This is a genomic window from Pseudomonas sp. p21, assembly GCF_001642705.1.
In the GTDB taxonomy this organism is placed as follows: Bacteria; Pseudomonadota; Gammaproteobacteria; order Pseudomonadales; family Pseudomonadaceae; genus Aquipseudomonas.
This window is the reverse complement of the sequence record NZ_LWBV01000004.1, coordinates 221433-233235: the sequence shown is the minus strand read 5'-3', so window position 1 is coordinate 233235 and position 11803 is coordinate 221433. Positions and strand designations below refer to the sequence as shown.

The 11803-nt window shown below is 63.7% G+C and carries 11 protein-coding genes; 5 read left to right on the top strand and 6 right to left on the bottom strand.

Features of this window, described 5'->3' with window-relative positions; genetic code table 11:
- Positions 1-84: 84 nt before the first annotated feature.
- Positions 85-1608, bottom strand: a complete 1524-nt coding sequence (locus tag A4C63_RS14495; RefSeq protein WP_063913254.1) for a fumarate hydratase — start codon at positions 1606-1608, stop codon at positions 85-87.
- Positions 1609-1885: 277 nt separating this feature from the next.
- Between A4C63_RS14495 and A4C63_RS14490 the strand changes: the two genes are divergently transcribed.
- The gene (locus A4C63_RS14490) at positions 1886-2806 is read left to right on the top strand and encodes an iron-sulfur-binding ferredoxin reductase (protein WP_063913253.1); all 921 of its coding nucleotides are present in this window, start codon (positions 1886-1888) and stop codon (positions 2804-2806) included.
- A gap of 138 nt (positions 2807-2944) precedes the next feature.
- On the opposite strand, the gene pyk is transcribed toward A4C63_RS14490, so the two are convergent.
- The gene (pyk, locus tag A4C63_RS14485; protein ID WP_063913252.1) at positions 2945-4399 is read right to left on the bottom strand and encodes a pyruvate kinase; all 1455 of its coding nucleotides are present in this window, start codon (positions 4397-4399) and stop codon (positions 2945-2947) included.
- A 179-nt stretch (positions 4400-4578) separates the two neighbouring features.
- Between pyk and A4C63_RS14480 the strand changes: the two genes are divergently transcribed.
- From A4C63_RS14480 to sbcB, 3 genes are all read left to right on the top strand, one after another.
- Positions 4579-4965 (top strand): hypothetical protein, encoded by a 387-nt coding sequence (locus A4C63_RS14480; protein WP_063913251.1) that lies wholly within the window; start codon positions 4579-4581, stop codon positions 4963-4965.
- 123 nt (positions 4966-5088) lie between these two features.
- Positions 5089-5448, top strand: coding sequence for a PilZ domain-containing protein (locus A4C63_RS14475; protein WP_063913250.1), 360 nt, complete (start codon positions 5089-5091; stop codon positions 5446-5448).
- A gap of 77 nt (positions 5449-5525) precedes the next feature.
- A complete protein-coding gene (gene sbcB / locus A4C63_RS14470; RefSeq protein ID WP_063913249.1) occupies positions 5526-6959 on the top strand; it encodes an exodeoxyribonuclease I in 1434 nt (477 codons plus the stop codon).
- 84 nt (positions 6960-7043) lie between these two features.
- Here the strand turns inward: sbcB and mvaT are convergent, their stop codons facing one another.
- On the bottom strand, positions 7044-7421 hold the full coding sequence (mvaT, locus tag A4C63_RS14465) for a histone-like nucleoid-structuring protein MvaT (RefSeq protein ID WP_063913248.1): 378 nt from the start codon (positions 7419-7421) through the stop codon (positions 7044-7046).
- A 282-nt stretch (positions 7422-7703) separates the two neighbouring features.
- Here mvaT and purU point away from each other — a divergent pair, with 282 nt between their 5' ends.
- Positions 7704-8555: a formyltetrahydrofolate deformylase gene (gene purU / locus A4C63_RS14460; protein WP_023662871.1), complete on the top strand. Its 852-nt coding sequence runs from the start codon at positions 7704-7706 to the stop codon at positions 8553-8555.
- A gap of 297 nt (positions 8556-8852) precedes the next feature.
- Here purU and A4C63_RS14455 read toward each other — a convergent pair whose 3' ends face one another.
- Genes A4C63_RS14455 through A4C63_RS14445 form a run of 3 tightly spaced genes read right to left on the bottom strand, consistent with a single transcriptional unit; the run spans position 8853 to position 11720 of the window.
- Positions 8853-9845, bottom strand: coding sequence for a lysylphosphatidylglycerol synthase transmembrane domain-containing protein (locus A4C63_RS14455; protein WP_063913247.1), 993 nt, complete (start codon positions 9843-9845; stop codon positions 8853-8855).
- A complete protein-coding gene (locus A4C63_RS14450) occupies positions 9842-10606 on the bottom strand; it encodes a DUF2334 domain-containing protein (RefSeq protein WP_063913246.1) in 765 nt (254 codons plus the stop codon). Before A4C63_RS14450 ends, A4C63_RS14455 begins: the two co-directional genes overlap by 4 nt.
- Positions 10599-11720 (bottom strand): glycosyltransferase family 1 protein, encoded by a 1122-nt coding sequence (locus A4C63_RS14445; protein ID WP_063913245.1) that lies wholly within the window; start codon positions 11718-11720, stop codon positions 10599-10601. The genes A4C63_RS14450 and A4C63_RS14445 overlap by 8 nt, the downstream gene beginning before the upstream one ends.
- Positions 11721-11803: the final 83 nt, after the last annotated feature.

Sequence of the window (11803 nt, the reverse complement as noted above, 5' to 3'; positions counted from 1 at the left end):
CACAGGTAGCGCGTAGCCCCAGGCTTGCGCTGTCCCTGTGGGAGCGGGTTTACCCGCGAAGAAGGCGACACGGTTACATCAGGCTTACTTCACTTCGACTGCCAGGCTCTGGGCAATCTTGTTCTGCCAAAGGGCTGGGCCAGTGATGTGTACCGACTCACCGTTGCTGTCCACGGCGACGGTCACCGGCATGTCCTTGACCTCGAACTCGTAGATCGCTTCCATGCCCAGTTCGGCGAAGGCCAGGACCTTCGACTTGCGGATGGCCTGGGCCACCAGGTAGGCAGCGCCGCCGACGGCCATCAGGTACACGGCCTTGTTGTCCTTGATCGCTTCGATGGCGGCAGGGCCGCGCTCGGACTTGCCGATCATGCCCAGCAGGCCGGTCTGTTCGAGGATCTGGCGGGTGAATTTGTCCATGCGGGTAGCGGTGGTCGGGCCGGCTGGGCCTACCACTTCGTCACCGACCGGGTCGACCGGGCCGACGTAGTAGATGAAGCGGCCTTTCAGGTCCACCGGCAGCTCTTCGCCACGGTTGAGCATTTCGACCATGCGCTTGTGCGCGGCATCGCGGCCGGTCAGCATCTTGCCGTTGAGCAGGATGGTTTCGCCCGGCTTCCAGCTGGCGACTTCTTCCGGGGTGATGGCGTCGAGGTTGACGCGACGGGCGCTCGGGCCGGCTTCCCAGACGATTTCCGGGTAGGCGTCCAGCGACGGCGCTTCCAGCTCGGCCGGGCCGGAGCCATCGAGCACGAAGTGGGCGTGGCGGGTGGCAGCGCAGTTGGGGATCATGCACACCGGCAGCGAAGCGGCGTGGGTCGGGTAGTCCATGATCTTGACGTCGAGCACGGTGGTCAGGCCGCCCAGGCCCTGGGCGCCGATGCCCAGCTGGTTGACCTTCTCGAACAGCTCCAGGCGGATTTCTTCCAGGCGGTTCTGCGGGCCACGGGCTTTCAGTTCGTGGATGTCGATGGACTCCATCAACACTTCCTTGGCCATCACTGCGGCCTTCTCGGCGGTACCGCCGATGCCGATGCCGAGCATGCCAGGCGGGCACCAGCCAGCGCCCATGGTCGGGACGGTCTTCAGTACCCAGTCGACGATCGAGTCGGACGGGTTGAGCATGGCCATCTTCGACTTGTTCTCCGAGCCGCCGCCCTTGGCTGCGACATCGACCTCGACCTTGTCGCCGGGGACGATGGAGTAGTGGATCACTGCCGGGGTGTTGTCCTTGGTGTTCTTGCGGGCACCGGCCGGGTCGGCCAGGATCGAAGCGCGCAGGACGTTTTCAGGCAGGTTGTAGGCGCGACGCACACCTTCGTTGATCATGTCGTCGACGCTCAGGGTGGCGCCGTCCCAACGCACGTCCATGCCCACACGCACGAACACGGTGACGATACCGGTGTCCTGGCAGATCGGGCGGTGGCCGGTGGCGCACATGCGCGAGTTGATCAGGATCTGGGCGATGGAGTCGCGCGCAGCAGGCGACTCTTCACGCAGATAGGCCTCGTGCATGGCCTGGATGAAATCGACGGGGTGGTAGTACGAGATGAATTGCAGGGCGTCGGCGACGCTCTGAATCAGGTCGTCTTGCTTGATCACGGTCATGCAGCGCGCTCCTCTTAAAGACGGGAACATTCATATAGACGCTCGACGGTGCCGACCAGCGTGTCGAAACGCCTTGCAAAGGCGCGCCGGCAGCATGGCCGACGCAAAAGGGCGCGGCAGTATAGCGTGCCTCACCGTGCGAAACACCTGCGAGTGGTCTGGACCATGGTCGGCAGGGGGCAGGCATTGTTCTTGCTGGCTTGCTGTAGAGATAGGATGCTTGGAGGGGGCAGCCCTGCGGCCCCAGAAACTCAAGAGCTGGAAGAGATAGCTGAACATGCCCGAACTTTGCGTGGGCGAGCGCCGCTGGGCGGTGCCGACCGGCAGCAACCTGCTCGATGCCTTGAACGAGGCCGGGCTCAATGTGCCTTACAGCTGCCGCGCCGGCAGCTGCCATGCCTGCCTGGTGCACTGCCTGGCCGGGCAACCGCTGGATGCGCTGCCTGAGGCCATGGCGCTGGACAAGCATGCCTTGGGCTGGCGTCTGGCCTGCCAGTGCCGTGTGGTCGAGGACCTGCATGTAGCGTTGTTCGACCCGCAACAGGATGGTGTGCCGGCTCAGGTCTGTGCCCTGGACTGGTTTGGCGATGTGTTGCGCGTGCGGCTGCGGCCCGAGCGTGCGGTGCGTTACCAGGCGGGGCAGCATGTGGTGTTGTGGAAGGGGTCGGTAGCGCGGCCGTATTCCCTGGCCAGCCTGCCGGGGGAAGATGACTTTCTGGAGTTTCACATCGATTGCCAGCGCCCAGGTGCTTTTTGTGACAAGGTTCGTGGCCTGCAGGTGGGGGATGTGCTGCGCCTGGGTGAATTCAGGGGCGGGGCTTTGCATTACGACTCGGACTGGCAGGATCGGCCGCTCTGGCTGCTGGCTGCCGGAACGGGGCTTGCTCCGCTGTGGGGCATCTTGCGCGAGGCAGTGCGGCAGGGGCACCGTGGCGAGATTCGGGTACTGCATGTGGCGCGGGACAGCACCGGGCATTACTTGGCAGAGCCGTTGCGGGAAATGGCGAATGTGAATGTCGAATTGGTACTGGTGGAGCAGCTGGATGAAGCGTTGGCCGGGTTGCGGCCTTCAACGCGGCAGACGGTGGCGCTGGTGTGCGGGGCGCCGGGGAGTGTCGAGCGGTTTGCCCGACGGCTGTTCATTGCCGGGGTGCCGCGGGGGCAGGTGTTTGCTGATGTGTTTGTCGAGCATGCCTGAGGCATTTGTGTTGAGCGGGCCGGCCCATTCGCGGGCACGCCCGCTCCCACAGGTACAGCGCTAGCCTCAGGCTTGTTGCTAACCCTGTGGGAGCGGGCGTGCCCGCGAACGGGGCCATGGTGCGGCCCCTTGGCGGGATCAACCGACCAGCGGATCACCGACATGCAGGATCTTCATGCCATTGGTGCCACCGATGGTGTGGTAGCTGTCACCTTTGGTCAGGATCACCCAGTCACCTTGCTCCACCAGGCCACGCTTGAGCAGTTCGTCGACCGCTGCCTGACTCACCTTGTCGGCCGGCAGCGAGGCCGGGTCGAAGGCGATCGGGTACACGCCGCGGAACATCGAGGCGCGCGCCTGGGTGGCGCGGTGCGGCGACAGGGCGAAGATCGGCACGTGCGAGCGCAGGCGCGACATGATCAGCGGGGTGTAGCCACTCTCGGTCAGGGCGATGATCGCCTTCACGCCCGGGAAGTGGTTGGCGGTGTACATGGCCGCCAGGGCGATGCTCTCGTCGCAGCGCTCGAAGGTGGTGTGCAGGCGGTGGCTGGACTTCTGGCTGGTCGGGTGCTTTTCGGCACCCAGGCAGATGCGGGCCATGGCCTGGACGGCTTCGATCGGGTAGGCACCGGCGGCACTTTCAGCCGACAGCATCACCGCGTCGGTGTTGTCCAGCACGGCGTTGGCCACGTCGGACACTTCGGCGCGGGTCGGCATCGGGTTCTGGATCATCGACTCCATCATCTGGGTCGCCACGATCACCGCCTTGTTGTTGCGGCGGGCGTGCTGGATGATCTTCTTCTGGATGGCGATCAGCTCGGCGTCGCCGATTTCCACGCCCAGGTCGCCTCGGGCAACCATCACGGCGTCGGAAGCGGCGATCAGCTTGTCGAGGGTCTCGTCGTCGGCAACGGCTTCGGCGCGTTCGATCTTGGCCACCAGCCAGGCGCTGCCGCCGGCTTCGTCACGCAGCTTGCGCGCGTATTCCATGTCGCTGGCGTCACGCGGGAAGGACACGGCCAGGTAGTCCAGGTCCATTTCCGCGGCCAGCTTGATGTCGGCCTTGTCTTTCTCGGTCAGGGCCGGTGCGGTCAGGCCGCCACCTTTACGGTTGATGCCTTTGTGGTCCGACAGCGGGCCACCGATGATCACCACGCAGTGCAGGGCGTCTGCGGTGGCGGTCTCGACGCGCATGACCACGCGGCCATCGTCGAGCAGCAATTCGTCACCAACGCCGCAGTCCTTGACCAGGTCGGGGTAGTCGATACCGACGATGTCCTGGTTGCCTTCGGTCAGCGGGTGGGCGGTGGAGAAGGTGAACTTGTCACCGATCTTCAGTTCGATGCGCTTGTTGGCGAACTTGGCGATGCGGATCTTCGGACCCTGCAGGTCGCCCAGCAGTGCAACATGGCGGCCGTTCTTGGCGGCGATGTCTCGGATCAGGCGCGCGCGGGCCTTGTGCTCGTCCGGAGTGCCGTGGGAGAAGTTCAGGCGTGCCACGTCCAGGCCGGCGAGGATCAGCTGTTCGATCACTTCCGGCGAGTTGCTGGCGGGGCCAAGGGTGGCGACGATTTTGGTACGGCGGATGCTCATGCACAGACTCCTATAGTGAAGCGCAGCGAAAGGCTACTCCTCAATTGCGCTGTAGTCATTGTTCCGTTGCACTACCTGCGACCAAGGCAGGGTGGCATTTGAACGGGCAGGGTATCCTTGCAAAAGGGTGTGAAGATTTGCCGGCAAAGGCCGATACACTGGCATCAAAGGAGACCCCCATGCGAGCCCTGATCGTTTTAGTCTTGGCGGCCAGCGCCGTCGGCTGCACCCGCTGGTCCATGGACCACCACCTGAACAACGCCTACCGCGCCTACGACCGTGGCGATTGCGCACGGGTCATGCTCGAGCTGTCGCAGGTCGACCGCACCAGCCGTGCGCGCCCGTTCATCCACCCCGAAGTGTCACTGCTGCGCGGCCAGTGCCTGGAGCGCCAGGCGTTGTACGTGGATGCCGCGCAAACCTACCAGTACCTGATCCAGCAGTACCCGGGCAATGAGTATGCCTATCGCGCCCAGGCACGCCTGCAGACCCTGGAGAAACTCGGCCATTTGCGCGGCGCCGAAGCCGCCGTGGCCCACCCGGTGACTGCCGCACCTTGGCGTTAACACCAAGGTGTGATTTATTTCACGGGATTTGCCGCGCGCGCTGCGCTAATCTGTAACTCAGCTGTTACAACAACCGCCAGTTCCTCGTATTCCTGGCATCGGATACGGACTGCACTTGCGATCATGTTCAACAAGCGCCACATCGAACGCCATCAGCTGCCTTGTGTTCTCAAGGTGTTCAACCGCTTTACCGGTCAGTCGATCGGCCAGCTGGGCAACGCCTCCGAAGACGGGCTGATGCTGATCAGCCAGCTGCCTGTACTGGTAGGGCCCGACTACGAGCTGCAATTGCGCCTGCCGCTGGTCGGCGGCGGGCATCAGTTCGTCAACCTCACCGCCAGCTGCCTGTGGTGCCGCGAAGACCAGACGCCCGGGCACTACGATTCGGGCTTCATGCTGCTGCAGGCGCCCCGCGAGTACGACGAATTCGTCCGCTCGTTGCGTGACTATTTCAGTTTCCGCCCTGCCAACGCTTCCGCCTGAGCTCCCCGAGCCCTGGCTCGCTGGAGTCGCGCCGGAATCGCGCTAGAATCGGGTCGACCTCGATACAGGACGACCCCGTGACCTCCAGCATTTTCTGGCACGACTACGAAACCACCGGCATCAACCCGCGCTGTGACCGGCCGCTGCAGGTGGCCGGCGTGCGCACCGACTTCGACCTCAACGAAATCGACGAGCCGATCAGCCTTTATTGCCGGCCCTCCGACGATATCCTGCCGCACCCGGCCGCCTGCCTGGTGACCGGCATCACCCCGCAACTGTTGGCTGAGCAGGGCCTGTGCGAAGCCGAGTTCATGACCCGGGTGCACGCCCAACTGGCGCACCCAGGTACCTGTGGTGCCGGCTACAACACCCTGCGCTTCGACGACGAAGTTACCCGCTACAGCCTGTACCGCAACTTTTTCGACCCTTATGCCCGAGAGTGGCAGGGCGGCAACAGCCGCTGGGACTTGATCGACATCGTGCGCACGGCCTATGCATTGCGCCCGGACGGCATCGAGTGGCCGCAACAGGATGGGCGCACCAGCCTGCGGCTGGAACTGCTGAGCAAGGCCAATGGCATCGACCATGGGCATGCCCACGAAGCGCTTTCCGACGTTCGGGCAACCATCGCCCTGGCCCGCCTGATCCGGCAGAAACAGCCCAAGTTGTATGACTGGCTGTTCCAGTTGCGCAGCAAGCATAAAGTGATGGAACAGATCCGTTTGTTGCAGCCACTGGTGCATATATCCGGGCGCTTTTCGGCGGCACGTAATTACCTTGGTATCATATTGCCATTAGCCTGGCACCCGCGTAATCGCAATGCACTGATTGTGTGCGACCTGCATCAGGAAACCCTACCGTTACTACGGGAAAGTGCTGAAGTTCTACGCCAGCGTTTGTATACCCGCCATGAAGAACTGGCCGAGGGTGAATTACCCGTGCCGCTCAAACTGGTGCAGATCAATCGCTGCCCGGTACTGGCGCCACTCTCGGTATTGCGCCCGGCCGATCAACAACGGTTGGGCCTGGACTTGACGTTGTTACAATTGCGCGGCGAAGCATTGGCCAAGCAACAGGCGCAATGGCAAGACAAGCTGGAACACATCTACGGCAAGGAAGACTTCGCCCCGAGTGAAGACCCGGAGCAACAGTTGTATGACGGTTTTCTGGGGGACCGTGACCGCCGCTTATGCGAGCAAGTTCGTGCACTGGAACCGGCGCAGTTGGGCCGCGGGCACTGGATGTTCGATGACCCGCGCCTGCCTGAACTGTTGTTCCGCTATCGGGCGCGCAACTTCCCCGAGACCTTGACCGGCGAAGAGCGGCAACGCTGGTTCAGCTTCTGCCAGCAACGCCTGAGCGACCCGCAGTGGGGGGCGCCGAATACGCTGGGCGACTTCGAACGGGCGCGGCAGCAGGCCTGGGAAGGCGCCGACGAGGCGGGGCGGCGTGTGCTGGAGGCCTGGCAGGTGCATGCCCGGCAATTGCAGACACAGTTTGCAGTTGGCTGAGCGCTGAAAAAAACGCGGACAAACAAAAACGCCGGCAATGTGCCGGCGTTTTCGTTGCGATAAGCAAAAGGCGTATGCGGACTATCAGTCCAGCAGGGTTGCCCAGCTTTCAACCACATCGCCACCCCACTTGGCTTTCCACTCTTTCAGGGTCTTGTGGTTGCCGCCTTTGGTTTCGATCACTTCATTGTTGTGCGGGTTCTTGTATTGCTTGACCTTGCGCGCACGCTTGGTGGCGGTAGTCTTGACCGCACCACGAGGGGCTTTGCTCAGTTTCGAATCTGGGTCGAGCAGGGCAATCACGTCGCGCAGCGACTTGGAGTACTCGCCCATCAGTGTGCGCAGTTTGCCTTCGAACTCCAGTTCTTTCTTCAGCTTGTCATCCTGCGACAGGTTGGCCAGGCGGGCCTGAAGTTCCTTGATGGCTTCTTCGGTAGCGCGGTACTCGTTGATCAGGGACATGGAGTGTTCCTTAATGCGTTTCAGAAATGTGTGGGGCAATAATAGACAGGCGATACTCGCAAGTAAACATATTGTTGGGCAATTAACTGTTAATTAAGCTGTGACAACATATCTCTGCGTGAACAAAAATTTACAATTAACCCGGCATTTCGTCATGTCTGTCAGAGAGTGACGGCGGTGCATCTCGACAGCTACACAGGCTACGGCCGCAGCGATCAATACTGCGTTTTTCCTGGCGGGCCGCTAGAATGAGCGCCTTTGCGAAGTTCTGGAGTCTCATTCATGCGCACCTATCGTCTGGTGATCGCCTGCCCCGACCGTGTTGGCATCGTGGCGAAAGTCAGTAATTTCCTGGCCTTGTACAATGGCTGGATCAACGAAGCCAGCCACCACTCCGATGAGCAGAGCGGTTGGTTCTTCATGCGTCATGAAATCCGCGCCGAATCGCTGCCGTTCGGTATCGAAGCCTTCCGCGAGGCGTTTGCGCCGATCGCCGAAGAGTTCTCCATGACCTGGCGCATTACCGACTCGGCGCAGAAAAAGCGCGTGGTGCTGATGGCCAGCCGCGAGTCGCACTGCCTGGCCGACCTGCTGCACCGCTGGCACACCGATGAGCTGGACTGCGAGATCCCCTGCGTGATCTCCAACCACAACGACCTGCGCAGCATGGTCGAGTGGCACGGTATTCCGTTCTTCCATGTACCGGTCGACCCCAAGGACAAGGCCCCGGCCTTTGCCGAAGTGTCGCGCCTGGTGCAGGAGCACGCTGCCGACGTGGTGGTGCTGGCCCGCTACATGCAGATCCTGCCGCCGCAACTGTGCCAGGACTATGCTGAAAAAGTGATCAACATCCACCACAGCTTCCTGCCGTCGTTCGTCGGCGCCAAGCCGTATCACCAGGCCGCCCTGCGTGGTGTGAAGCTGATCGGCGCGACCTGCCACTACGTCACCGAAGAGCTGGACGCCGGCCCGATCATCGAGCAGGACGTGGTGCGTGTCAGCCATGCCGACAGCATCGACGACATGGTCCGCTTTGGCCGTGATGTGGAGAAGATGGTGCTGGCCCGTGGCCTGCGTTACCACCTGGAAGACCGGGTGCTGGTGCATGGCAACAAGACTGTGGTGTTTGACTGACAGAGTCGGGTTGTCGGTGAGATCCTGGGGCTGCTGCGCAGCCCTTTCGCGACGCAAGGCCGCTCCCACAAAGGTATGCTGTACCCCGTTCCATGTGGGAGCGGCCTTGTGTCGCGAAAGGGGCGCAAGGCGCCCCCGGCAATCCTGAGGGATACGCAATGGCCAAGACCCGCAACAACCCCACCGCCTCACCCCCACCTACCCTCGGCGAAGGCTGCCTGGCGCGCTACGACCCCGAAGCCCTGGCCGACACCGATGGCACCGATTTCCCCGGCGCCGCCGAACTGTGGCAGCAGCTCAACCCGCCTGACGCCGCCAGCGCTCCAGCAGCGGGCGCGCCAGCAGGCACACGAACACTGGCCCACCCGCCAGCAGATAAAAGTAGTAAGTGACCGCCCGCCATATCAGGACCGCCGCAGCCGCGGTCGAACTGCCCACCAGTGGCGTCAGCAGGCTGGCCGAAGTCAGCTCGGCGGCACCGGCACCGCCAGGCAGCAGGCTGAACTGGCCGGCACTGAGCGACAGCATCTGCACCAGGAAGCTGGGGATCCACGCCAGGTCTACCCCCAACCCTCTCAATACCAGGTACAACACGCTGTAGCGCAGGCCCCAGTGGGCGCAGGTCAGAGTGAACACCAGGGTCAGCGTACGTTTGGGCAGGCGCCAGGTCTGCGCCAGCGCGCCGATGAAGTGCAGCAGTTTGCGCGCCCAGCGGCGTTTGCGCTGCCGGCTCATGCCCAGGCAGCGTAGCAACCTGCCGTTCACGCGCATTACCGTGCGCCGGTAGCGCAACAGGCCGATCACTCCGGCCAGTGCCGTGCACAGTAGCAACGCACTGCCCAGCAACATGCTTTCCTGGCTGCGGCCCAGGCTGTGGAACAGCGCATAGCCGGCAATCGCCAGCATTGCGCAGAAAAAGAACACCAGGTCGTTCAACTGGTCCATGGCAAACACCGCACCGCTGCGCGCCGGGCCGATACGGTCGCGTGCCAGCAGGGCCATCAGGGTCAACGGGCCGCCGCTGCCACCGGGGGTGGTGCAGATGGCGAACTCGGTGGCCATCACCACGCCCAGGCTGCGCAGGCGCCCAAGGCTTGCCCCTTGCTGGCCGAGCAGCAGGCGCAGGCGAATGGCGTTGATTACCCAGCACAGCAGGATCATGCCCAGCAGGGTCAGCATCAGGCTGGGTGCGAAGCGCTGCAGCCTTGGCAGCAGCTCACTGCCACCGAGCAGGGCCGGCACCAGCACGGCGCCGAGCAGTGCCAGGCCCAGCCAGGCCAGGCGGGTCATGCGCTGGCCTGGCGGTCGAGCCAGGTGGACTTGGTCAGGGGCTCGCGGCCCTGTGCCAGCAGGGTGCGCACGGTGTTCAGCCAATAGTCGCGCGATGCGCGATGGCGCATGTCTACCGGGTGCAGGCCTAGGCGCAGGGTCTCGGCGTCGCGCCAGCGCCGGCATTGCCAGTCGCACACCACCCGGGACAGGCCGCGGCGCCAGGCACTGCGGGCACTCCAGACCAGCCCTGGGGCCTTGATCGCGGTGAAGTCTGGCAAGCGGTAAAGGTGCTGCGGGGTGCTGGTGTAGCGCAACGGCAGGCAGCGCAAGGCCTGGCGGGTGCCTTCGCTCATCAGCCAGGCGGGCGCGACGAAGCCGGCCACTGGCCAGCCCTGCTGGCCGAACAGGGCCAGGCCTTGCTCCAGGCGTTGCAGGGCCTGCTGCCGGTCGAGGGCGTAGAACTCACCTTCATGGGTATAGATGCGGCGCATGAAGTATTCGCCGGGCATGCGCGGTGGCGGGCCGTTGTCGGCATGGTAGAAGCCGTGCAGGGCGAGCTCGTCGCCAAGGGCCAGGCGCCGTTCGAGCAAGCGACAGAAGGTGGGCGAGCGCTGCAGTGGGTTGCAGTGGTGAAAGTCCGGCACCACCAGCCAGGTCATGGGGATGCCGCCGATGGCGTCGATGGCCTGGACGAAAGGTTGGTAGTCGGGCCAGGTCTCGGGCGCGATATCGTGCAGCACCAGCATCAGGCTGCGCGATGCCGGCAGTGGCTCAGCCATGGGCACGAACCTGCGGCTGGTGGCCGAGCACGGCCTGGTAGTGCTGCAGCAGGCCGGCGACCACATGGTCCCACGAATAGTGTTGCTCGGCATGGCGACGGGCCTGTGCCCCGAGTTTGCGCACGCCGGCTTCGAACGCCTCTTGTACAGCTGTCGCCATGGCCTGGCTATCGTTGGGGCGGCAGAGGCGCCCGAACTGTTGGTTGACGATTTCGCCGAAGGCACCGGCACGCACGGCCACCACTGGTGTGGCGCTGGCCATCGCCTCGAGAATGACCAGGCCGAAGGTTTCCTGGTCGCCGGCGTGCACCAGCAGGTCGGCGCTGGCCATCAGCCGAGCGACTTCCGGTGCCGGGCAGAAGTGATCGATCACACTGACGTTCTGCGGCACGTTGGCCGGCATGTTCGAGCCCACCAGCAACAGGTGGTAGGGGTGGCCCAGGTGCTGCATGCAGTCGAGCAGCACCGGCAGGTTCTTTTCCCGCGAGCCACGGCCGGCGTAGATCAGCAGGCGACTGGTGTCGGCAATGCCCAGTTCGGCATGCAGCTGCGGGTCGCGCCGGCTGGGGTGGAAGGTGGCCAGGTCCACGCCCAGGCGCTGCACATGCACATCGCGCACTCCGAGGCGGCGAAGCTTGTCGGCCATGATCTGGCTGGGGGCCAGGACCCGGTCGAAATTACCGTACAGCTTGCTGACATAGGCTTCAACGTTAGGGGTGAACCAGTTGCCCATGCGGTTGCTGACCAGCAGCGGCAGATCGGAATGGTAGAAGCCGATCACCGGCACATCGAGCTTGCGCCGGGCCTCCAGCGCAGCCCAGGCGGTCAGGTAGGGGTCGCCGACTTCGATCAGGTCGGGCTTGAGCCTGCGCAGTACATTGCACCAGGGGGCCAGGCGCACCGGGAAGCGGTAGCCGTTGCCGAACGGCAGCGGTGGTGCGGGTACCTGGTAGATGCCATCGGCGTGTTGCGCGCTGGCACCGGGTATCAGCAAGCTGTGGCGCACGCCCTGGATGGCGTCGAGGCGGTGGTGTTTGGCATCAAGATAGGTACGTACGCCGCCGCTGGCGGGGGCGTAGAACATGGTGATGTCGGCGATGTGCACGATCAGCATCCCTCCGGGATCGTCTTCGGGTCCGTCATCCGGCGCTAGCGGGCCGGCGATGACGCGCCTAAAGGTTGACCTATCAGAAGGAT